This window comes from Maribacter algae (assembly GCF_047345745.1).
GTDB lineage: Bacteria > Bacteroidota > Bacteroidia > Flavobacteriales > Flavobacteriaceae > Maribacter.
Window position 1 is genome coordinate 11,857 of sequence record NZ_JBLFES010000002.1, and the last position, 20,238, is coordinate 32,094.

Consider the following 20,238-nt stretch of genomic DNA (forward strand, 5'->3'; position numbering starts at 1 on the left):
AATTGACTTTTATCTACAGATTTATGGCGCTGCGTCTTGGACAACTCCAAAAACCTCTTTCTATTCTGAATCTTACTATGAACTAAATATTTAACCAGTATGTAAGCTTTAAATTTATGGACCTGAATTTTGGTTCGAACAGATTTACGGCATAATTGTCATTATACACAATAAAAAGGTCGGAAAGCGGGGCAAAACGCCATTGTAGCCTTGAGTTGATGCCTAAATTATCCCTTTGATTGCTATACTGGAACAAAGTTGACCAAAAGAGCGATTTGCTAAAGGTAATCCGTACCCTTGGGCTCACCAACCATAAATCCGCGCTAGGGAAAGGGTCTGGTAAGGAAATTTTATCATATCTGACATTAAGGCTGAGCAGTGCCTTGGGTTGTATACGTAACGTAGCTTGACCTCCAATGGAAAAACGGTTACCGTTAAAAAATCCGCCAACAGAACTTTCGGTCTCAAACGAAAAGACTTTTGCCCGGTTTGACTCATAACCAAAAGCAACGCGATTAAAAGAGTAGCCTTGGTTTCCGGGAAGTTCAATACCTCCTTCCGTACCCGTGGGGTCAAAAGAATCCAAAAGGAAAATAAAGTTGTTGGAGAATCCAAAACCGAACTCGGAAAGATTCTTCATATTAAAGCGATAGGCAACTTCATATTCATGATCGGTCTTTTTATAACCTAAGTCACCTTTCCAGGTCACTTTTGGGAAAATCTGCAACCCATGACTGTTGATAGGGCCTTTTTTTGGCCAAAAAATACGTTCAATAGAGGTCACTGCTTTCAAGATATCTTTTCGCCTGATAAACCCAAGATCAGAATTAAAATCTTCATCTACGTAGACCAAGTCTCCGAAAACACTCCAATTTTTTGTATTTTTCCCAAGATTGGCCCCAAAAGAATAATTTCCGGTCTTATCGCCAGGTTGAAAGGATTTGTGCGCGTAGAACTTTCCGTTCCATGTATTGTCCTCGCTTGCCAAATTATAATCCAGGCCCACCACGCGGTTGTACCTTTCTTCGGGCGGACTAAAATCATAATCTTCAAATGTTTCCCTATTGATGAAGAAGAAACTTATGTTGGATCTGGAGAAAAGTTTTTGTTGCAAAGCGAGCATTGTATTGTTGTTCGAGGCAATTTCTTGATCGAGGTCCTCATCGGTCTGGATACTCAAAAAGCCCAAACGTAGGTTTTCACTCAATTTACCGCTCAACCGCAGTCCGCCAATAATTCTATTTTCTACTGAATTGCCTGCGCTATCGGTGGCAATGCCTATTCGTCTGGAAAAAAACGGATTGGCATCCCTACCACCTCCAAAATCCCCGAAAAGGTCATTATTGTCTACAAAAAATTGCCTCCGTTCGGGAAGGGAGATCTCAAAACGGGTGAGATTGGTGAAAATATTATCTACTTCTACATTGGAAAAATCAGGATTTACGGTAATGTCCAAATTCATGGCATTACCAATGGCCAATTTTGCATCACCTCCCACTTTGAATTTGGTTTCACCTTGGTCTATGGTAAAATCCTTATCCGCTAAGGCGTTTACATAGGGAATAATGGTAATAGGGGTTCGTGATTTTCCCAACGGCTGTTCAAAGAACATATCGCCCATAAAGGCAAGACTAAAAATAGATTGATTTTGCGGAACAGGATGCCACACACTGTTTTCATTGTTCTGTTGGTCAAACCGATAACTTTGAAACCGCCACTTGGTCTCCCCTTCACTAAATTTAAAAGAAGTTAATGGGATAGCGAATTCCGCCGTATAATAATTCTCATATCGTTTTACATCGCCCTTCCATTTCACGTCCCAAGAGGTTGTGAACCCTCCTACGTCGCCACCTCCACCGGAAATAAGTGCCTCTCTACGAACACCATAAGGATTTATACCAAAAAGAAAGGCATTGGTCCCGTCATTAAAAGTATCAAAGAGTAGACTTATGTTGTCGTTTCCACCGGCCCTAAAATCACGTTCTAAAGAAGGAATGACCCAATCATTTCCTTTTCCATACACTTTTAGTCCTATGTACAGCGTGGTTTCACTGATGAGCATACGTATTTCCGTCTGATATTCGGCATCTTTACCATCCGCGGGAAAGTATTGTTGAAAAGGGCTGGCCAGTTCCGCCTTCTCCCAAATGGGTTCGTCCAGAACTCCATCCGGAATGATTGTCTCGTTAATTTGTTTTACCTGAAAAGAGGGAGTCTGCTGTGAAAAAAGAGAAAATAATGTAAATGAAAATATAAAAACACTAAGTGTCTTGGTCATTGTTAGCTGGAATTAGTCACTACAAATTTAGGAGATTCTTGCGTTAAAAAAATCCTAAGAAAACACTTTTAAAATAGGAGGATTTATTTTTCTAGAATGAATTGAACAATAGTATTTACCAGTTCATTAGATAGTGGAAAACCTTCGCTGCTATAGGACTTTTGATTTTCTTCCAATGAATTTACCTCTTTTAAAACGTGGTTCATCTTTGGAATAATATGCAATTTGCTCTTGGGATTTGAGCTACTTAAACTACGCGCATCTTCAACCGATACCTGTAAATCAGAATCGCCCTGTAGGATGAGTATGGGAACGGTGATTTTTTGTATTTCCTCGGAAGGCGTAAACTGCATCCAACTCGCCATAAATTTTTGATTTTGCGGAGCGAAAAGCGATAACAAGAATGGATTAACTTTTTGAATCGTATCGGTCTCTTTCAGTTCCTTAAAATGATTTTTGGCTATTTCCGCGACTTCCGCACTTTGTTTAGTTAATTGGGATACTATAACCGTATTAATTGCATCGCTTGGCCCTGCCAAAGAAATATAACCATCTACGTTCTTGTTCATACTGAGCATGGCCACTAACGAACCTTGGCTATGGCCAATAAGGTAAATAGCATTAAAGCGATCATCCTTGGCGAAACGGGTAATTGCTACCTTTACATCATCTACAAAGTCAGCAAATAAAATGCCCTCCAAGTGAGGCATATTTGAAGGGATACTAGTTCTTTTATCATAACTGTAAAAAGCAATTTTCCTATTGTTTAGGCTATCTCTTAAAGCCTTTATATAATTCGCTTTGATTCCTACTCCGGCCTGATTTCCATTTCTATCCACATTGCCAGAGCCATGGACAAAAATGATGAGCGGTACTTTGCCAGATGTTTCCGGATAGGAAAGTGTGCCGGGAATTTGGATTTTACCATTTGTAAGTTCAATTTCTTCGGAAATAATTTGTTGGGCAGAAAGAAACGATGATGAGAAAATCAATGCGTAGATAATTTTTTTCACAGTTAAGAATCTTTCTTTTTGGGTTCCCTTTTTGCTTCTTTTAAGGCTTTCATAAGCATCCACTCTATTTGACCATTGGTACTACGAAACTCATCTGCCGCCCACTTTTCAATAGCTTTCAACATATCTTCATTTACCCGCAATGCGAATGCTTTTTTCTTACTCATTACCTATTTTAGAATATCGCTCAATAACTTTTGACGCGTCTTTTTCCTTTTGAGTACCGAGCAATAGCTTTTTTCCGGATTTTAACGCTATTTGAATACCTTGATTGCCCTTTACATTTATTGCCTTATTTTTTCCAAAGGGATTTCTGTATCCCCAACCACCATATTCTTTTAAAGGATTATACTCACGAACATAACACCTATGGATTTCATTCCAACGAATGATCTTTGGTGTAAAATGTAAAGGAAAAAATTGGTAATGTATACCTGCTTCGTCAATTATAGTTTTTACTTTGATACTATACAAATACAATACAGGAAGAACAAAAGATATAAAAACGGTTGCCTGCCCTATGTAATTATTCACTTCAACATTCCCAACGGACTTTTTTAAGAAATACCAATTATAGGCGCAATAAATTAGAAATGCCAATAAACCAAAGTTGACAAGTTTTATCCACCAATGATCAAATCTTTGCTCTTCCTTGAAGACACGCATTTTAATGGTTTAAAGTACCTGTATTTACTATGGGCGAAGCATCTTTGTCCGAGCATAAAACCACCATAAGATTGCTCACCATTGCGGCTTTACGTTCTTCGTCCAAATCTACCAATTCTTTTTTACTCAGTTCCTGCAGGGCCATTTCTACCATACTTACTGCACCTTCCACGATTTTGTGGCGTGCGGCAACAATAGCGGTAGCTTGTTGTCTTTTTAACATGGCGTTCGCAATTTCCTGTGCATAGGCCAAATACCCTATTCTGGCCTCCAATACTTCTATGCCGGCCATTGATAAACGCTCTTGAACCTCTGTTTCCAAAGCTTCGCTTACTTCATTGACACTGGAACGTAACGTTATGTCTTCGTCCAAGCCTTCATCGGCAAAATTATCATAGGGATACATGCTTGCCAGTTTTCTTACTGCCGCATCTGTTTGCACGCGAACAAAATTTTGGTAGTCATCAACATCAAAAGCTGCCTTATAGGTATCCGTAACACGCCAAACTAAAATGGTGCTGATCATGACCGGATTGCCCAGTTTATCGTTTACTTTAAGGCGCTCACTATCAAAATTACTGGCTCGTAAAGAGATTTTCTTTTTGGAATATAATGGATTAACCCAAAAGAAACCGTTTTTCTTAATGGTACCCACATATTTGCCAAATAACAATAGGACTCTTGAACTGTTCGGGTTTACCAAAACGAACCCCATGACGGTTGCCGCTGCTGCAAAAATCAGGAGTACCCCAATATAAATTTTTAAAAGTGCAATACCTCCAAAAAGAAGTATCAAAAAAACCAAAAGCATAACGTAGCCGCTTATGGGTTTGTAATTTTTTTCGGTTGACATAATATATGATATTAAAATGATATCATAAATATATCATTTATTTTTTAATGATGAATTGTTTTTTTATTTTTCTCCTAATTCAAGAACGAAATTTCTTGCTCTTTTTCTTCTTAGGATTTTTGAATAATCGCTTAAAGAAGCCATCTCTTTTGATAGGGTCACAATCCAAGGCTTCAATCACTTTGGAATTTGGCTTGGGAAATTTTGCCTTAGTAATCGTATCAAATCCGACATTTTTATTCAATTTTTGATACCACAACGCAAATAGGGGCAGGGCCGCACTGGCGCCTTGTCCTAAGGCCGTGCTTTTAAAACCTATTTCATGATGGTCCGATCCCACCCAGCTAATATGGACCACTTTGGGCGTTAAGGCTACGAACCAGGCATCTTTGTTATTTTGGGTGGTTCCGGTTTTTCCAGCGATATCATTTCTCAATTTATAGGAATTCCGTATTCGGGATGCCGTACCGGAATTTATGGTCGCTTTCATCATTTCTAACATTATTTGACCATTTTCCTTCGAAAACGCTTCGTTTTTATTCTTTTTTGGTTCAAAATGGGCCAAAACAGAATCTTTTTGATTCGTAATTTGTTTTATCATAAAAGGTTCTAAAGCTTTTCCTTCGTTCAGATAACTGGTATAGGCTTTTGCCAGTTCCAGGATTTTTATTTCTGCTGTTCCCAAAGCAATGGAAGGCAGCTTTGGTAGTTGTTCCGTAATCCCCATTTTATTGGCTTGTTGAATTACGTTTTCTATTCCCGTTTTTTCCAACACTTTTACCGCTATCGTATTGACCGATTTGCTCAACCCTTCTTCCATGGAATAGTTGAGGTAGGCTTCGTCCTTATCTCCCGAATTGCTGGGAGACCAACCTTCTAAATTTTTATATTCCACCTCTTGGGCAGAAAAATAGGAGCAAGGTTCAATCCCGTTTTCCAGGGCGGCGGTGTAAACAATTGGCTTAAAGGTGGAGCCTACTTGACGTTTGCTTTGCGAGATATGGTCATATTTAAAATGTTTATAATCAATACCGCCAATCCAGGTCAGCACCGCTCCGGTCTTCCCATTTACGGATAGCGAACCTGTATTCAGAAATTTCATAAAGTGTTGCAGACTATCCAAAGTACTTGTGCTCTGTTCTTGGTTACCGTTCCAATCGGTCAGTGTCATTGGTTTTTTATCCCTGCTCAAACTATCCAAGATTTCGGTCTCGGACAGCCCATCAGCTTTTAGTTTTTTATAGGGTACGGTTCTTTTCATCAATTTAGCGATCAATTTTTTGTCCCTTAACCAAGGTGCCGTCTTACCGTAGCTTTTTTCAAAACGGGATTGCAATTGCGTCATGTGTTGTACCATGGCCTCTTCCGCCAATTGCTGCATTTTGTGATTTAAGGTGGTATAAATTTTTAAACCGGAGGTGTAGATATTATAATCCTGTCCTTTTTCATTTTGTTCGGCTACCCATTTTAAGGTTTGTTTTCGTACTTCTTCCCTAAAATATGGGGCAATACCAGCATCGTGGTCGTATTCCCGGTAGTCTAGTGCCAATGCTAGCTTTTGGAGGCTATCTTTTTCCTTTGATGTAAGAAATCCATTTTTTTCCATGGCCGAAAGCACCAAATTTCGCCTGTTCAGGCTTCTTTCCGGATAAACCCTTGGGTTATACCCATAAGTAGCTTTTAGCATGCCAACGAGAACGGCAACTTGTTCTATGGAAAGGTTTTTGGCCCGCGAATTGAAAAATTTCAATGCCGCGCTTTCTATGCCAAAAGTATTGTCTCCAAAAGAAACGGTATTTAAATAGTGCGTAAGAATTTCCTTTTTATTGAAGGTGCTTTCCAGTCGGCGTGCAATGATCATTTCCTTGATTTTGTCCACAACGATATTGGTCTTGTTCCGGTCCCTTCTTGGGTATAGATTTTTGGCGAGCTGTTGCGTAATGGTGCTACCACCACCTGAAGAATCATCCCCAAGCAATATGGTTTTAATGCCCACACGAAATAAACTGGGATAATCTACCCCGGAATGTTCATAAAAACGTTCGTCTTCAATAGCAACCAATGCCTGTAGCAAATGTTCTGGAAATTCAGCGTAAGTGACAGGTTGCCTATCGTTCAAATAATATTTACCGATGAGAATACTATCGGCCGTAAAGACTTCGGATGCTACTTGATATTGAAAATTGGAAAGTTCCTTTTTATTGGGAAGTTTTCCCCATGCGCCCAAGTTTATACTTAAAATAAATAAGGATAATAAGACGGTGGTTCCCGCAATACCAACGATTGGATAGCGTAAAAACTTAGGTTTTATCTTATTTAAGATCGACTTTATCCAATTCATTCGCGCAATATCCTATTTTATAAGGTAGTCCAACTAAAGTTTAACAATACCTTAAAATCCGATGTTCTATTTTTGCCAAAAATATTGGAATGAAAAGATTAACCTTACTATTATTTCTTATAGTTCAAACAACCTTTGGCAACGATGTGTATTGGTCCAAAACGGGCCATAGGGTAGTGGGTGAAGTAGCGGAACATTATTTGAGCAGAAAGGCAAGGAAGGAAATAGCAAAACTATTGAACGGGCAAAGTTTGGCCGCTGTCTCCAACTTTGGCGATGAAATAAAGGCCGATAATAAATACCGGAAGTTTAGTCCTTGGCACTATGTGAATTACCCGGCCGATAAAAAATATGGAGACGTACCCCCTAGTGAACACGGCGATTTGGTCATGGGAATCAATGAATGCATCACCATCGTTAAAGACGAAAATAGCAGTAAGGAAGACCGGGCTTTTTATCTGAAATTCTTGGTGCACTTGATCGGAGATCTACACCAACCCATGCATGTGGGAAGATTGGAAGATAAAGGCGGCAACGATTTACAGGTGCAATGGTTCGGTAATGGGAGCAACTTGCACAGGGTTTGGGATTTGAACATGATCAAGGATTACGGGATGAGTTATACGGAACTGGCCGAAAAGCTGCCCGTCATCAACAAAGAACAAGTGGAGGAGTTGCAAAAAGGGGATGTTTATGATTGGGTGGAAGAATCCCAAGATTTGGCTAACAGCCTTTATGAATCTGTTGAGGTGGGTGAAAAGTTGGGATACCGATACAGTTATGAATGGTGGAACACCGTGGAAACACAATTACAAAAGGGAGGCATACGGTTGGCCGTGGTTCTAAATCGGATTTTTGCGTAAACTATCTTTTTGAAATCTTGTTTCCACTGATATTACGTTGGCGGGAACACTTAAAGCGGTTTACGTCATCCGTTCTTAGTTTTGCGTGTTTGGTAGCTCTGCCCTGAACCCGCTTACGCCACATCTTAAAGCTACTGGTTTTCATCTCACGGCGCATGATTTCAATGGTTTCCTGTTCCGAAATTCCAAACTGAAAAGTGATGGCGTCAAACGTGGTGCGGTCTTCCCACGCCATCTCAATAATACGGTCCAGTTCCCGTTCTGTAAATTCTTTTTTCATAGCATAGCAAAGATACGAACCAAATTAAAAACAGGCTTTGGCACGACATTTGAAATGATATAAATTGAAGTTGGATATGAGAACATTAAAATAATAGCCAATATTTTAAAGATAGTATCGGCTTTTGGTAAGGCATAAAAAAATCGGGTACCACAGCCGATTTTTTTATTTGATGACCCTAAAAGTAAGATTGATGCGCTCTCCGATGGGCCGTGCAGTTTTTGGGATTTGGTGTTTCCAAAAATGTTGTGTTTCCCCCTTCATTACAAGCAGGCTTCCATGTTCCAGCAAAATTTTATGTTTTTGTCCAGCAATTTTATTGTGTTTTAAATGAAAAAAACGCTGCGCTCCTAAACTAACCGAAGCGATGACCGGATTTTTGCCCAGCTCTTTTTCATTGTCGGCATGCCATCCGTTACTATCCTTCCCATCACGATATAAATTCAAAAGACAGGTGGTGAACTTTACGGAAACAAACGTTTCAATCTTTTCTTTTATCGTTATTAATTCCGGACTGAATTCCTGCGGATGCATGGTAATGTTAGAATAACTATATGGTTTTTTATTATTGGCATAAAGTGCAGTAAGCCGTGGTTGGGGGTACACTTTTCCAAACACTTTAATTTCATCTTCTTGCCAAGGGGTACGCTCTCTCAGAACCTTAAAATAATAATCCGCTTTTTCTGGACTTAAAAAATTAGGGAAATATTGAATATCGCTATTGGGTAAGTTCAATTGTTGTTCCGGGAATAGCGTATTCATTATTGCAGCACCGTTTTTAATTGGTTTCTGTATTCACTTGGATTTTGACCGGTAAAATTTTTGAACGATTTATTAAAGTGCGAAAAATTATTGAATCCGCTTTCAAAACAGACTTCCGTAATGCTCAAGGGTTTTTCCGCCAGCAGTTTGGAGGCGTGTACCAACCTGTACTCATTTACAAATTGCGTAAAGGTCTTGTTCGTTATCTTCTTAAAGTACCTACAAAAAGAAGGTACGGTCATGCTTACCATATCCGCCATTTCCTGAAGGCTTATTTCATCCTTGAAATTATGCTTCACAAAATTGAACACCACATTAATACGGTCATTGTCCTTGATATCCGTCTCCATGGAGAACCCTTCTGCATTCAATAAGCGAAACTCTTGTGAATTTCCTAGTTCGTTTAAAATGTTCAAAATAGAGAGTAACCGTTGAAAATCGGTCTGGTATTCTAAAATTTCCATTTTTTCCCCTACTTTAAGCTTTGTTTTTCCGTGAAAGGCAATTCCACCCGAAGCAGTTTCAAAAAGCTGGCCTATATTCTTCATTTCGGGTATTTTAAAAAAATCGTTTCCCAAAAAATCCAGTTTCATCTGTATGACCGTTTCGCTTGTATTTCCGGTAAGAGCATCTGTAAATCCGCAATGGGGAATATTACTGCCAATAAGAATAAGATCTCCTTTGGTATAATAGGAAACATGACTGCCAATTTGCCTTTTGCCGGTACCACCGTTTACATAGACCAATTCTATTTCTGGGTGGTAATGCCACACATTATTTTTATTGTGTTTGGTCTCGTCAAATTTCTGATAGGTAAAGGAATGACCAAAATTGGGTGCTATTGCTTCAAAAGTAGGTTTTTGTTGCATGGTATTACAAATTCCGTTTTACAGGATTAAAATTAGATAGTATCGGGAATACGCATCACTACAAATTTAACCAAAATCTATGCTAAATTAACCAATGGTAGTTTAAGTAATCGTTAACGGGTTAAAATAGCATATAAATATGAAAATTTAGCGCTAGTGAGGGGTTCAAATGTAGCGTAAGTTTGTCCTGTAAATAATTTATAAATCTTTAAATCAGATTATTATGAAAACAATCTTAAAATTTACAACAGTTATCGCTTTTCTGTTTACAATAACAGTAAGTACGGCAGCCGAACCGAAAATTGATTTGATTACGGACAATGGCGCCAAGGGTTTAATTTTGACATTACAGGAGACCACGGAAAACTTAACCATCCGAATGAAAGATGCCAATGAGTATATCCTATATAACGAGAAATTTTCAAGCGGGTTGTTCCGAAAAAAGTTTGACCTGGAAAACTTGGATAACGGTATCTATTACCTGATCAGTGACAATGGCATCCATAAATATACCTACACGATTGAAATTTCCAAGAATAATGTTGAAGTTATCAATAAGCATAAAAAGGAGATGCCTTTTTTCAAAAAGAAAGATAGAAAGGTTCTTGTACACTTTTTAAACCTAAACGAGTCACAAGTGAATCTTAAGGTATATGATGACTCTTCCAGACTTCTGTTTTCCGAGATTATGGAAGAAATGATCATAGAGAAATCATTTAATTTCAATAATGCATTTCAAGGTAGTTATACAGTAGTTATAGAAGATGATACCGAGGTGTTTTCAGAAGAACTTACTATTGATTAGGTTTGTTTAATTTGAGTCATAAAAAGAGAGCTATTCAGCTCTCTTTTTTTATGGATTTAAATAAGCAAAAGCCCAATAAATAAGCCCAAACTGCAATGGGATTCTTAGGATTAAAATCCATTTGGGAATTCCGGCCGCTTCTTTTTTCCCTTTTAGCATATAAACATGGACTAAAAGAAAAATTACTAACATCGTTATAATACCATAAATAGCAATATTTTTCGTCTGTGGGACAGCAACTCCAATTCCTAATACAATTTCTGCAAAGCCACTCCATAGTACCAGTGCTTTAGGGTTAGGTAAGTAGTTGGGCATTACTCTTAAATACATTTTAGGTCTTATGAAATGCATTGCCCCTGCCATGATGTAGAGTGCGGCCATGAGGTATAAATGCCATGGATTTTCCACAGTTAAACCAGGTATTTTCTAAATCTATCTTTCTTGTATTGCGGCACGGCTAAATTCTCCATAAATAGCTTAAGTGTTGCTTGCGGTTTAGGTCTGGCATATATCAATCTATAAAAATCCTGTACGGTCAAAGGGTTGTCAGATCGTTCCATTAATTTCATTTCATCCCCTTGTTTAACGGCTCCTTCTTCAAGAATTCTCACATAGGTACCTGGATGGCTGTGGTCTACAAATTGCTTTACGATATCTTGATTCTTGAAGCGAATGCCCAATTTATAACAAGGTTCACGGGGTTGGGACACTTGAACCAAGGCAGTTCCAATTTTGTATACATTTCCGATTCTTATGACAGATTCGTCTAGCCCTTCTACAGTTAGATTTTCCCCGAACATACCCCAGTCCCAATCCAAATCTGGATATTTTTCTTTCCAATATGGGTAATGATAAGAAGCAAATAGATAACATGCTTTGTTAACGCCCGCGTGGTGTACCCTGTCTATGACACTATCTCCTTTAACATCTGTTTTTCCCAAGAAAAGTGGTTCGTCAGAAGGATATTTAAAAATACCCGTTTTTTCTGTTTCCCCCTTCCATAATATTGTGGTAGGCTTGCCTAAATTGGTCGAGATAATTTTCATACCCTAAAGATAGAAAATAGAGACAAGCCATAATAGTGTAGTGGTAATTATTAGTTATCCGAAAATTGTGAATTCTGTAGCATCTCCCATTTATTGGACTTTAAATGCTCTACAACAGTAATTTCCAATGGATGTTCACCAATATTTTCTAAATCGCTTATCAAACCTTCATCTTCCAGGTCCAAATATGAAGTGTCTCCTTTATCAAAGCTTAGCAGTGAAATTTTCCCATTTGCATATCTGGAAATTGCCAATCCTCCGGTAAGGCACGTCCAACTAAAACTTCCTCTTTTCTTTCGAAAGGGCAACCGTTCTTGGGGCAAAAGAAAAATCATCCATAATTTTACCAAATTATTTTCAAAGATGAGGTTGTCACTTACCGTATCCGAAATCCTATCGGTTTTTAGCTCTTCTAATTTTGAAGTTTGCCACGTGTCAAAATTACCAGCTTTATTAAGTTCTGCACATTTCATTATTTGATACATTTCTTAATCAAAGTCCAAAGGGAATAAGAAGTAAAAATCAATAGAATAGGTAAAAATAACAGGTCATACCTAAAAATATTCGCTAATACATTTTCTGGCAAACTTTGTACATCCATTTCCCAAAAAAAGAAAACCATCCATAAAAAGGCTAATAAAAATAGTTGTTGTTTGTTTTCTGCATTCATGATTATTGTTTTATTGAATGCAAATATTTATTAAAACCAAACTGCCTTCCTAAGAATTGTACTTTGAATAAGTCCTGATTTCTGAAATCCGTACCAACTTGACATTTAACCCATTATAAAGTTCCTTTTTCAGGAATCAGGACTACGCTTATAGCTTAAACGAAACCTTGATTATGCCGAAATATACTGTTTGTATTTGGTTGGTGTTGTACCGGTTACTTTTCTAAACGCGGAATAAAAGGCACTTTTGCTATGAAAGCCAACTTCATTGCCAATACCTTCAATGCTAAGATGTTCTTCTTCGTTGTTTTTCAGAATTTGTTCTGCCTTTTTGATGCGGAATAAGTTAACGTACGAATTGAAGTTCTGATTTCTTATTGTATTGATGGCCTTGGAAATACGTTTAGGGTGTACATCCACTTTTTCGGCTAGATCTATAATGGTCAATTCTGTATGGACAAAACTTTCAGAAGTATTCATATAACCATCTATTTTTTCTACAAGTTCTTGTAAGTATTCCTTTGATAGTGAAGGCAAAGGAATCACTTCTTGGGATTTTTTAGATGCAACGCTATCATACATTTGTTTCTTTGCCGCAAGGGAGAGAATATTACGTTGCACCACGCCATGATAGGATACCCAATAGATTACGATTAAATCGAAAGCCAAAAAAAAGAACCTTGAAAATTGGTTTTCACTTAGAAAGTGTGCTTGGGCCATGTATAATATGGTACCCGTTAAACTAAAGAAGAGAAAGGTGCGTGCCCATTGTAGTTCCCTTGATACTAACATTGAAAAATGATTCCTTACTTCATTACGGTGATCGCTCAGTAATTTTAAGTTCCAAAAACCAACGATCCAACTGTAAACAGCACCGGAAACAAAGAATGCTCCTCGCCATAAATTGGGTGCAATATAAAGTTTAGTTTCATAAGGAAGAAAGAAAACGATTACCTGAATAATAAAAGCTATGATGCCGGGGAACAATAACCAATATTTCTTTTTGTTAGACGAAAAAACAGAAATTTCTTGGGTGTACAAATAAAACAATGGCATAAGCAGCCAAAAAAAGTTCAAGGGTAACATGTACAGTTCCGGGTAATTATCATATACTTTTAAGTCTCTAAGAATGACAGGTACCCGCTGGCATGCATAAAGAATCAAGAAGAGTCCTAAAAACGTAGTAGTCCTATGTTTCCTTTTATTAAGGACTATAAGCAGAATACCCAAGACCAGACCTTGAACAAAGCCAGCAGTATCCAGTAAAGAAATTATGTTAAAATCCAAGGTCATATTAGTTAAAATATGTCTATACTAATATAAGCGTTTTAATTTATTTATAGGTATTTTCCTTCTATGCAAAGACGCTTTTGCTTACCAACAAATAGTAAAGAATTAGGCCGATTGCCGTTGAAATTATAGTTGTTGATATCGAAAAGTTCTATTCCGATATGATTTTTGATGCGAAGTATAAAAAAATGACCTACCTGCCTATAAAGTCAATCTTGAATAGACGAATTTTTATTAAAATGTACAACGGAGATACATTGGATTTTGAATGTGATGAAAAGACCAAAGACTTTAAAACGAAAAAACCGCTTCATATTTAGAAGCGGTTTTAAATACTTAATAGTGTGATGCGATTACTTCACCATTTCATAACTACGCTTTATGAATTCGGTCAATTCGGCACCTTTGAGCAGCCCTTTTGAAAGTTTTGCCAAATCCAAGGATTGGTTGATCAAACGTTCTTTCTTCTTGGCCGTTTTGGTGTTCAGGATTTCACTGACCAATTCATGATTGGTGTTGACGATGAGGTTGTACATCTCCGGCATATTGCCCATACCGAACATTCCACCGCCACCGGTCTGTTGCATCTCTTTCATTCTGCGCATAAATTCCGGTTCTGTAATGATGAAAGGAGAGGCATCACTGTCCATAGCTTCCAACTGAACGGTGTAACTGCTCTTTTCACCAAAAACAGTTTCCAAATCTGTTTTAAGCTTTTCTTTTTCCTCATCGGAAAGTTTGGAAATCTGTGTGTCCTCTTTTTGGATAAGCTTATCAATATGGTCCGCGTCTACCCTTGCAAAGGATATTTTTTCTTTGGAAGTTTCCAACTTCTGCATTAGGTGACCAATAATTGGGGAATCCATCAACAGGACTTCGTAGCCTTTGGCCTTGGCAGCCTCAATATAGCTATGTTGTGCTTCTTTGTCGGACGTGTAGAGGATAACAAGCTTATCGTCTTTATCCGTTTGGTTTCCTTTTATTTTCTCCTGTAATTCTTCAAATGTGAAGAAAGATTCATCTACGGTTGGGTATAGGGCAAACTTATCCGCTTTTTCAAAGAATTTATCCTCGGAAAGCATTCCGTATTCTATGACGATTTTAATATCGTTCCATTTTGCCTCAAAATCCTCTCGGTTGTTTTTAAAGAGCGAGTTTAATTTGTCGGCCACTTTCCTTGTGATGTAGGACGATATTTTCTTAACGGCACCATCGGCCTGTAAATAGGAACGGGAAACGTTCAGCGGAATGTCCGGTGAATCTATTACGCCACGTAACATAGTCAAAAATTCTGGTACAATACCTTCTACGTTATCCGTTACGAAAACCTGATTTTGATATAATTGTATCCTATCTTTTTGGATGTTCAGATCATTTGTCAATTTTGGGAAGTATAGAATACCGGTAAGGTTAAAAGGGTAATCTACGTTCAAATGAATATTGAACAATGGTTCCTCAAATTGCATGGGATATAATTCCCTGTAGAAACTCTTATAATCTTCCTCTTTTAGATCGGCAGGTTGTTTGGTCCATGCCGGATTTGGATTGTTTACAATATTATCTACCTCTTGCGTAGGAGCCGGGTCATCTTCCTTGGCGCCTTCCGGTTTGGGAAGGGTTTCTGTTTTGGTTCCGAATTTGATGGGAACGGGCATGAACTTGTTATACTTGTTCAATAGCTCACTGATCTTGCTATCCTCTAAAAACTCTTTGGAATCATCTGCTATATGTAAGATGATCTCCGTACCACGCTCCTCTTTTTTGGATTTTTTAATGTTGAAGGTAGGTGAACCGTCACAAGACCAATGTACCGCTGGTTCTTCCTTAAAACTTTTGGTGATTATTTCCACTTTGTCCGCTACCATAAAGGCCGAGTAGAAACCAAGTCCAAAATGCCCTATAATGCCTGAATCTTTGGCAGAGTCCTCATACTTGTTCAGAAATTCCTCGGCACCGGAAAATGCCACTTCATTGATGTATTTTTTCACTTCGTCCTCCGTCATTCCCAAACCTTGGTCAATAACATGAAGTTTTTTTCCTTTTTTGTCCACTTTGACCTCGATCATGGGATTACCATATTCCACTTTTGCCTCTCCGATAGAAGAAAGATGTTTTAATTTCAAAGTGGCATCCGTTGCATTGGATATTAATTCCCTTAGAAAAATTTCATGATCGCTATACAAAAATTTCTTGATCAACGGAAATATGTTGTCTACCGAAACATTTATTTTACCTGTTGTCATAATGCTTATATTCTTTTTATGTATTAAACTATTTTATAAAAAACCATTAACTGTGGTTTGTACGTCCAAGTGACAAAAAAAATACCATACTTGCATTCAATGACAAACTGACATATATACTTATGTAAAAGTTTAACATATTTTTTGTTTAATTAATTTTATTAAAAGTTAAACATTACTTATCTTTACATTGTGATTATAAGAAATTGCTATGAAAAAGATTTCTAAAAGTATAATCACGTTTTGATTATTTATTGGTTAGGTTGTTTGAAAACGTGCTTTCTCTCGAAAGCACGTTTTTGCTAAATAAAAGTCAAACTTTTAGATAACCTGCTCCCTTTCCATAATTCGGTTTAACTTTAAAGATAAAACAATCATATGGCCACAAAAACGAAGAAAATTACAGCTAACGATATCGTTTCCATGTATATGGACTATGTTTTGGAACATGAGATGGTGCCAAAGTCGGTCTATAAATTTTGTAAAATCAATAAAATCAAGGAAGAGGATTTTTATCTCTTTTTTGGTTCGATTTCGTCTTTACAAAAAGGTATTTGGGAACAATTTTTTTCAAACACGATTGCATTAATGGAAAAGAACAAAGAATATGAGTCTTTTTCGAACAAGGATAAAATGCTTACTTTTTTCTACACTTTCTTTGAAATGTTGACATTGAACAGAAGTTATGTATTGTTTACGTTGAAGCACGAGCGTAGCCCGATGAAAAATCTGGAACAATTAAAAGCGCTTAGGAAGAATATAAAACATTTTGCAAAAGATTTAATTGAAGATGGCAATGCCAATAAAACCTATGGAATTACCAAACACAATCCTACAATTTTTTCGGAAGGCGCGTGGTTACAATTTATGTTCATTCTGAAATTTTGGATGAACGACGATTCACCGAGTTTCGAGAAGACAGATTTGGCCATTGAGAAATCTGTCAACACCATCTTTGACCTTTTTGACAATACGCCTTTGGACAATATACTTGATTTTGGAAAATTTCTCTACAAAGAAAATTTTGCCTAATCCTAAAAATAAGATCTATTGAAAACACTGGATAAAATACCTACTGGAAAAATTGAACGCGCTAGTAAGCTTGTTAAAACCGGTGTTAAAATTGGGGGTAACTATGCGAAGTACTACGGTAAAAAACTGGTAAATCCGGAACTTACCAGGGATGAACTTAATGAGGACAATGCCGGGGATATTTATGATGGACTCAAAAGTTTAAAAGGCAGTGCGTTAAAAGTTGCGCAAATGTTGAGCATGGAGAAAAATCTTTTGCCGAATGCCTACGTAGAAAAATTTTCCTTGTCCCAATTTTCGGTACCACCACTATCCGCTCCCTTGGTCCGTAAGACATTCAATAAATATTTGGGAAAGTATCCTGAAGATATCTACGATACGTTTGAGAAAGATTCCATAAATGCGGCAAGCATAGGGCAGGTTCACAAGGCTACTAAAAATGGAAAGGAACTGGCGGTGAAAATTCAATACCCAGGAGTGGCACAGAGTATAAGCAGTGATTTAGCTTTGGTAAAACCCATTGCTATTAGAATGTTCAATATTAAGGGAAAAGACTCCGACAAATATTTTAAAGAGGTAGAGGACAAGCTAATAGAAGAGACCAATTATTTATTGGAAATAGCGCAAAGCCAAGAAATTACCAAAGCTTGTTCTAAACTAGACAATTTGATCTTTCCAGAGTATTACGAGAATCTTTCGAGTGAACGTATTATTACTATGGATTGGATGAAAGGACAACATCTTGGAGAATTCGTAAAAACAAATTTCTCCCAAGAACTAGGTAATAAATTGGGACAGACTTTATGGGATTTTTACATGTACCAAATTCACGGGCTTAGAAAGGTGCACGCAGATCCGCATCCCGGCAATTTTTTGATCAGTGAAACCGATGAATTAATCGCGATTGATTTTGGTTGCATCAAAGAAGTTCCGGATTCTTTTTACAGACCCTACTTTGAACTTGCCCAAAAAGAGAATATTTCGAATGATGCCATTTTTACCGAAAAAATGTACGAGCTTGAAATATTGATGCCCAATGACACTCCAAAAGAGGTTAAATTCTTCAAAGCCTTATTTCATGAGTTGTTAAGCTTGTTTACATCTCCGTTTCATGATGAAGAATTTGATTTTGGTGACGACACCTTTTGGAACCAAGTGGCCCAGTTGAGCGAGCGTTTTTCTTCTGACAAGGAACTTCGTAAAATGAACGGCAACAGGGGCTCTAAACATTTCATTTACATGAATAGAACATTTTTCGGATTGTATAATTTACTCCATGACCTTAAGGCAAAAATTAAGGTGAACCATTTCCAAAAATATTTAGACTAATAATTATTAATGTCCGATGAATCTGTAGGATTCGTTTAAATTACAATGGATTGCAAATAGTTGATTATATTGCAAAGCTAGTTGATTCAAATAGTTGATTAAATCAAAATTATACGAATGTATAACTCAAAAATAATAGGATTAGGCTACTATGTTCCTGAAAATGTGGTCACTAATGATGATTTATCCAAAATGATGGATACCAATGATGAATGGATCCAGGAACGAACGGGAATCAAAGAACGCAGGCATGTCATAAAGGGTGACGGGGATACAACCACTACAATGGGTGTAAAAGCTGCTAAAATAGCTATTGAACGTGCCGGGATTGACAAGGATGATATCGATTTTATTGTCTTTGCGACCTTAAGCCCTGATTACTATTTTCCTGGGCCCGGTGTTTTGGTACAAAGAGATTTAGGGATAAAAACCGTGGGTGCTTTAGATGTGCGCAATCAATGCTCGGGATTCATTTACGGAATTTCTGTGGCAGACCAGTACATAAAGAGCGGTATGTACAACAACATTTTGGTCATAGGTTCAGAACTGCATTCCCAAGGTTTGGACATGACCACTAGGGGTAGGGGAGTCTCGGTAATTTTTGGCGATGGTGCCGGAGCAGCAGTTTTAACAAGGGAGGAAGACACCCATAAAGGAATACTTTCCACACACTTGCACTCGGAAGGACAACACGCGGAGGAACTTTCTTTGATCGCTCCTGGAATGGGCAAAAGATGGGTGACGGATATTATTGAGGAGAACAACCCAAATGATGAGTCTTATTTTCCGTATATGAACGGTCAATTTGTTTTTAAGAATGCCGTTGTTCGTTTTAGCGAAGTCATTATGGAAGGTTTGGCCAAAAATAAATTACAACCCTCGGACATTGATTTGTTGGTACCGCACCAGGCCAATTTGAGGATTTCACAGTTCATTCAAAAGAAATTTGGCTTAGAGGATAATCAGGTATTCAATAATATCATGAAATACGGAAATACAACTGCCGCTTCCATACCTATCGCTCTGACCGAAGCTTGGGAGTCCGGAAAGGTAAATTCTGGGGATTTAGTAGTTCTTGCAGCCTTTGGCAGCGGATTTACCTGGGGCAGCGCCATTATACGTTGGTAAGGAACAAAATATAAAAACCCGTGGCAAAAACCACGGGTTTTCAGATGAATTCCAAACAAGAAAACCAACCAATTCATAGTCTGGGTTCATCCTTATACAATAGACTACTTTTAAAGTACAATTGTTACATTTCAGTAGTTTTTTAACGCAAACTTAACGTGCTAAAAATTAAACAAAATGTCGGTTGGACTAGATATGGCCAAAAAACGAAACCCGAACAAAGTCCGGGTTTCTTGTGCTGATAGGCTATACTAAACACTAACCATTAACTATAAATATATAGCGTTATCAACAACATTTATAATTTATAAGTACGTTAGGGGAAACTTCTTTGCCATTACTAAGAGACGAAATTTTTATGAAATAGTTACAGTTCTGTTTAAAGTTTAACATCCTTCTTAACAAATGAAAAAGACACTTGTGTTTGGAGCTTCCTTAAAACCAAATCGTTATAGTAATATTGCCATCAATCGTTTATTGGATAATGAAATTCCTACGGTCGCTTACGGACTTCGGTCGGGTAAGGTTCGGTCTGTTGAAATAATGACGGATTTGACGGATTACAAAGATTTACATACCGTTACATTGTATTTGAACCCCAAACGGCAGGAGGAATATTATCGGGCAATTATTGATTTAAGACCGGAAAGGGTCATCTTTAATCCAGGTACGGAAAATCCTGAATTTTATGAGTTGTTGCGTCAACATCATGTTCATGTTGAAGTCGCCTGTACGCTTGTCCTTTTGGCTACGGGACAATATTGATAAAG

20 protein-coding genes are annotated in these 20,238 nt (G+C 37.7%); 6 read left to right on the forward strand and 14 right to left on the reverse strand.

What is annotated here, in order from left to right; genetic code table 11:
• Nucleotides 1–82: 82 nt before the first annotated feature.
• The 6 genes from ACKWBX_RS07285 to ACKWBX_RS07310 form a co-directional block, all read right to left on the reverse strand.
• Entirely contained in the window at nucleotides 83–2,278 is a 2,196-nt protein-coding gene (locus tag ACKWBX_RS07285) for a DUF5916 domain-containing protein (protein WP_413968011.1), read from the reverse strand.
• 83 nt (nucleotides 2,279–2,361) lie between these two features.
• Complete coding sequence (locus tag ACKWBX_RS07290) at nucleotides 2,362–3,291, reverse strand: alpha/beta hydrolase family protein (RefSeq protein ID WP_413968012.1); 930 nt, start codon at nucleotides 3,289–3,291, stop codon at nucleotides 2,362–2,364.
• 2 nt (nucleotides 3,292–3,293) lie between these two features.
• Nucleotides 3,294–3,458: a type II toxin-antitoxin system antitoxin gene (locus ACKWBX_RS07295; RefSeq protein WP_413968013.1), complete on the reverse strand. Its 165-nt coding sequence runs from the start codon at nucleotides 3,456–3,458 to the stop codon at nucleotides 3,294–3,296.
• Nucleotides 3,451–3,957, reverse strand: coding sequence for a hypothetical protein (locus ACKWBX_RS07300; protein WP_413968014.1), 507 nt, complete (start codon nucleotides 3,955–3,957; stop codon nucleotides 3,451–3,453). The genes ACKWBX_RS07295 and ACKWBX_RS07300 overlap by 8 nt, the downstream gene beginning before the upstream one ends.
• A gap of 1 nt (nucleotide 3,958) precedes the next feature.
• A complete protein-coding gene (locus tag ACKWBX_RS07305; RefSeq protein ID WP_413968015.1) occupies nucleotides 3,959–4,810 on the reverse strand; it encodes an SPFH domain-containing protein in 852 nt (283 codons plus the stop codon).
• 79 nt (nucleotides 4,811–4,889) lie between these two features.
• On the reverse strand, nucleotides 4,890–7,151 hold the full coding sequence (locus tag ACKWBX_RS07310) for a transglycosylase domain-containing protein (protein WP_413968016.1): 2,262 nt from the start codon (nucleotides 7,149–7,151) through the stop codon (nucleotides 4,890–4,892).
• A gap of 89 nt (nucleotides 7,152–7,240) precedes the next feature.
• Here ACKWBX_RS07310 and ACKWBX_RS07315 point away from each other — a divergent pair, with 89 nt between their 5' ends.
• Nucleotides 7,241–8,014: a S1/P1 nuclease gene (locus tag ACKWBX_RS07315; protein WP_413968017.1), complete on the forward strand. Its 774-nt coding sequence runs from the start codon at nucleotides 7,241–7,243 to the stop codon at nucleotides 8,012–8,014.
• A 1-nt stretch (nucleotide 8,015) separates the two neighbouring features.
• On the opposite strand, the gene ACKWBX_RS07320 is transcribed toward ACKWBX_RS07315, so the two are convergent.
• The 3 genes from ACKWBX_RS07320 to ACKWBX_RS07330 all read right to left on the reverse strand — a co-directional run bounded on the left by ACKWBX_RS07320 (nucleotide 8,016) and on the right by ACKWBX_RS07330 (nucleotide 9,925).
• Nucleotides 8,016–8,294 carry a TIGR03643 family protein gene (locus ACKWBX_RS07320; protein ID WP_413968018.1) on the reverse strand — a complete coding sequence of 93 codons (279 nt, stop codon included), beginning with the start codon at nucleotides 8,292–8,294 and terminating at the stop codon, nucleotides 8,016–8,018.
• 165 nt (nucleotides 8,295–8,459) lie between these two features.
• A complete protein-coding gene (locus ACKWBX_RS07325; protein WP_413968019.1) occupies nucleotides 8,460–9,056 on the reverse strand; it encodes an alpha-ketoglutarate-dependent dioxygenase AlkB family protein in 597 nt (198 codons plus the stop codon).
• On the reverse strand, nucleotides 9,056–9,925 hold the full coding sequence (locus ACKWBX_RS07330) for an AraC family transcriptional regulator (protein WP_413968020.1): 870 nt from the start codon (nucleotides 9,923–9,925) through the stop codon (nucleotides 9,056–9,058). Before ACKWBX_RS07330 ends, ACKWBX_RS07325 begins: the two co-directional genes overlap by 1 nt.
• A 223-nt stretch (nucleotides 9,926–10,148) precedes the next feature.
• Here ACKWBX_RS07330 and ACKWBX_RS07335 point away from each other — a divergent pair, with 223 nt between their 5' ends.
• Nucleotides 10,149–10,730, forward strand: coding sequence for a hypothetical protein (locus ACKWBX_RS07335; protein ID WP_413968021.1), 582 nt, complete (start codon nucleotides 10,149–10,151; stop codon nucleotides 10,728–10,730).
• Nucleotides 10,731–10,778: 48 nt separating this feature from the next.
• Here ACKWBX_RS07335 and ACKWBX_RS07340 read toward each other — a convergent pair whose 3' ends face one another.
• The 5 genes from ACKWBX_RS07340 to htpG form a co-directional block, all read right to left on the reverse strand.
• Complete coding sequence (locus tag ACKWBX_RS07340) at nucleotides 10,779–11,111, reverse strand: DoxX family protein (RefSeq protein ID WP_413968862.1); 333 nt, start codon at nucleotides 11,109–11,111, stop codon at nucleotides 10,779–10,781.
• 29 nt (nucleotides 11,112–11,140) lie between these two features.
• Complete coding sequence (locus tag ACKWBX_RS07345; protein WP_413968022.1) at nucleotides 11,141–11,776, reverse strand: MOSC domain-containing protein; 636 nt, start codon at nucleotides 11,774–11,776, stop codon at nucleotides 11,141–11,143.
• A gap of 50 nt (nucleotides 11,777–11,826) precedes the next feature.
• On the reverse strand, nucleotides 11,827–12,249 hold the full coding sequence (locus ACKWBX_RS07350; protein WP_413968023.1) for a hypothetical protein: 423 nt from the start codon (nucleotides 12,247–12,249) through the stop codon (nucleotides 11,827–11,829).
• A 368-nt stretch (nucleotides 12,250–12,617) separates the two neighbouring features.
• The gene (locus tag ACKWBX_RS07355; protein WP_413968024.1) at nucleotides 12,618–13,733 is read right to left on the reverse strand and encodes a helix-turn-helix domain-containing protein; all 1,116 of its coding nucleotides are present in this window, start codon (nucleotides 13,731–13,733) and stop codon (nucleotides 12,618–12,620) included.
• Nucleotides 13,734–14,089: 356 nt separating this feature from the next.
• Nucleotides 14,090–15,979, reverse strand: coding sequence for a molecular chaperone HtpG (htpG, locus tag ACKWBX_RS07360; protein WP_413968025.1), 1,890 nt, complete (start codon nucleotides 15,977–15,979; stop codon nucleotides 14,090–14,092).
• A 378-nt stretch (nucleotides 15,980–16,357) separates the two neighbouring features.
• Here htpG and ACKWBX_RS07365 point away from each other — a divergent pair, with 378 nt between their 5' ends.
• The 4 genes from ACKWBX_RS07365 to ACKWBX_RS07380 all read left to right on the forward strand — a co-directional run bounded on the left by ACKWBX_RS07365 (nucleotide 16,358) and on the right by ACKWBX_RS07380 (nucleotide 20,233).
• Nucleotides 16,358–17,011, forward strand: coding sequence for a TetR family transcriptional regulator C-terminal domain-containing protein (locus tag ACKWBX_RS07365; protein WP_413968026.1), 654 nt, complete (start codon nucleotides 16,358–16,360; stop codon nucleotides 17,009–17,011).
• 18 nt (nucleotides 17,012–17,029) lie between these two features.
• Nucleotides 17,030–18,340 carry an ABC1 kinase family protein gene (locus ACKWBX_RS07370; RefSeq protein ID WP_413968027.1) on the forward strand — a complete coding sequence of 437 codons (1,311 nt, stop codon included), beginning with the start codon at nucleotides 17,030–17,032 and terminating at the stop codon, nucleotides 18,338–18,340.
• Nucleotides 18,341–18,457: 117 nt separating this feature from the next.
• Nucleotides 18,458–19,468 carry a 3-oxoacyl-ACP synthase III family protein gene (locus tag ACKWBX_RS07375; RefSeq protein WP_413968028.1) on the forward strand — a complete coding sequence of 337 codons (1,011 nt, stop codon included), beginning with the start codon at nucleotides 18,458–18,460 and terminating at the stop codon, nucleotides 19,466–19,468.
• A 405-nt stretch (nucleotides 19,469–19,873) separates the two neighbouring features.
• On the forward strand, nucleotides 19,874–20,233 hold the full coding sequence (locus tag ACKWBX_RS07380) for a CoA-binding protein (RefSeq protein ID WP_413968029.1): 360 nt from the start codon (nucleotides 19,874–19,876) through the stop codon (nucleotides 20,231–20,233).
• The last annotated feature ends 5 nt before the right edge of the window (nucleotides 20,234–20,238 follow it).

Coding starts and splice junctions, on each gene's coding strand:
- ACKWBX_RS07335 (WP_413968021.1), top strand. CDS start 10,149: ATGAAAACAATCTTAAAATTTACAACAGTTATCGCTTTTCTGTTTACA.
- ACKWBX_RS07310 (WP_413968016.1), bottom strand. CDS start 7,151: ATGAATTGGATAAAGTCGATCTTAAATAAGATAAAACCTAAGTTTTTA.
- ACKWBX_RS07315 (WP_413968017.1), top strand. CDS start 7,241: ATGAAAAGATTAACCTTACTATTATTTCTTATAGTTCAAACAACCTTT.
- ACKWBX_RS07340 (WP_413968862.1), bottom strand. CDS start 11,111: ATGGCCGCACTCTACATCATGGCAGGGGCAATGCATTTCATAAGACCT.
- ACKWBX_RS07380 (WP_413968029.1), top strand. CDS start 19,874: ATGAAAAAGACACTTGTGTTTGGAGCTTCCTTAAAACCAAATCGTTAT.
- ACKWBX_RS07365 (WP_413968026.1), top strand. CDS start 16,358: ATGGCCACAAAAACGAAGAAAATTACAGCTAACGATATCGTTTCCATG.
- htpG (WP_413968025.1), bottom strand. CDS start 15,979: ATGACAACAGGTAAAATAAATGTTTCGGTAGACAACATATTTCCGTTG.
- ACKWBX_RS07325 (WP_413968019.1), bottom strand. CDS start 9,056: ATGAATACGCTATTCCCGGAACAACAATTGAACTTACCCAATAGCGAT.
- ACKWBX_RS07330 (WP_413968020.1), bottom strand. CDS start 9,925: ATGCAACAAAAACCTACTTTTGAAGCAATAGCACCCAATTTTGGTCAT.
- ACKWBX_RS07305 (WP_413968015.1), bottom strand. CDS start 4,810: ATGTCAACCGAAAAAAATTACAAACCCATAAGCGGCTACGTTATGCTT.
- ACKWBX_RS07350 (WP_413968023.1), bottom strand. CDS start 12,249: ATGAAATGTGCAGAACTTAATAAAGCTGGTAATTTTGACACGTGGCAA.
- ACKWBX_RS07320 (WP_413968018.1), bottom strand. CDS start 8,294: ATGAAAAAAGAATTTACAGAACGGGAACTGGACCGTATTATTGAGATG.
- ACKWBX_RS07375 (WP_413968028.1), top strand. CDS start 18,458: ATGTATAACTCAAAAATAATAGGATTAGGCTACTATGTTCCTGAAAAT.
- ACKWBX_RS07345 (WP_413968022.1), bottom strand. CDS start 11,776: ATGAAAATTATCTCGACCAATTTAGGCAAGCCTACCACAATATTATGG.
- ACKWBX_RS07300 (WP_413968014.1), bottom strand. CDS start 3,957: ATGCGTGTCTTCAAGGAAGAGCAAAGATTTGATCATTGGTGGATAAAA.
- ACKWBX_RS07295 (WP_413968013.1), bottom strand. CDS start 3,458: ATGAGTAAGAAAAAAGCATTCGCATTGCGGGTAAATGAAGATATGTTG.
- ACKWBX_RS07285 (WP_413968011.1), bottom strand. CDS start 2,278: ATGACCAAGACACTTAGTGTTTTTATATTTTCATTTACATTATTTTCT.